General features: G+C 57.7%; 1 protein-coding gene. It reads left to right on the plus strand.

Features of this window, described 5'->3' with window-relative positions:
• The first annotated feature begins 63 nt into the window (after positions 1 to 63).
• Positions 64 to 1,107, plus strand: coding sequence for an IS110 family RNA-guided transposase (locus ABIC51_RS40815; protein ID WP_235348178.1), 1,044 nt, complete (start codon positions 64 to 66; stop codon positions 1,105 to 1,107).
• Positions 1,108 to 1,364 lie beyond the last annotated feature (257 nt).

The raw sequence follows: 1,364 nt of genomic DNA on the forward strand, positions 1-1,364 counted from the left end.
AACTAATGGTATGGTCCACCCGCTTCTTCTATCGTAGTGGCGCTACCACCCATGGAGGCTGCCATGAACTCGGTCACGTTAGGAATCGATCTCGGCAAGCGCTGGTTCCACGTCGTCGGCTGCGACGCTGCCGGCAAAGTCGTGCTGCGCGAGAAGTTGGGGCGCAATCAACTCCTGCAGCTTATGGCACAACATCCACCGTGCCTTGTCGGCATCGAAACATGCTGTGGCTCGCAGTATCTGGCCCGCAAATTTCAGGGCTTCGGGCACGACGTGAAACTTCTGCCAGCACAGTACGTCAAGCCGTTCGTCAAATCGCAGAAGAATGACTTCAACGACGCGCAGGCTATTGCCGAAGCTGTCCGACTTCCGACGATGCGGTTTGTGCCGCTCAAGTCAGAGGAGCAGATGGATGTCCAGGCGCTGCATCGCGCCCGCGAACGCATGCTCCAGCAACGCCTGGCATTGACCAACCAGATTCGCGGACTGCTGCTAGATCGCGGTATCGAGATTGCACAGGGATTTTATGCCCTTCGCACTGTGTTGCCCGCTCTGCTTGAGAAGGAAGACTCCGGCCTTACTCCCATGATGCGCGATCTTGGGCGCATGCTGTTCGACATGTGGAACCGCACGGAAGCAACCATTGAACAGATGAACGAACGGCTCAAATGTCTTGCACGCGAGAGTGATCTTTGCCGGCGCCTTCAAACGATCCCAGGTGTCGGTGTCTTGCTGTCGACCGCCATCGTCTCCGCAGTCGGCAATGCATCAACGTTTAGGCGTGCACGCGATCTTGCCGCCTGGGTAGGGTTGGTACCACAGCAACATACAACCGGCGGCAAGCCCCGTTTGCTGGGCATTACAAAGCGGGGAAATAGTTATCTGCGGCGTCTGTTCGTGCAGGGTGCCCGCGCGCTATGGGTGTGGAAAGACAAGCACCCCAACGATCCGATACAGCGCTGGCTACTGCAACTCGCCGAGCGCCGGCATGCACACGTTGCTGTCTGCGCACTGGCAAACAAACTCGTACGCATTGCGTGGGCTGTCATGCGAAGTGGCGCAGAGTTTAACCTGAACTATCGCACCGGAACCGTAGCAGACCGATAGCCCTACCCCTGACCACCGTTACTTTCCGCAACTCGCGCAGCGAATCAGCATGGCGCAAACGACCATCCGTCGCTTCTCCAAACCCGTCTGGACTTCCGGCAGACATCATGCCGCGCCACTAATTGGGACGGAAGCGTGCGACTTCATCATGCAGGCCAGATCCGGATTCGATCGGATCGCTATAGGCCGGATAGATAAACGCGAGTCGTCTATCGCCACCAGTCTGCGCTTGCGGTTTGCGGGTGGACCATAGAGAA

This window comes from Burkholderia sp. 572 (assembly GCF_040545135.1).
Taxonomy (GTDB): Bacteria; Pseudomonadota; Gammaproteobacteria; order Burkholderiales; family Burkholderiaceae; genus Burkholderia; species Burkholderia cepacia.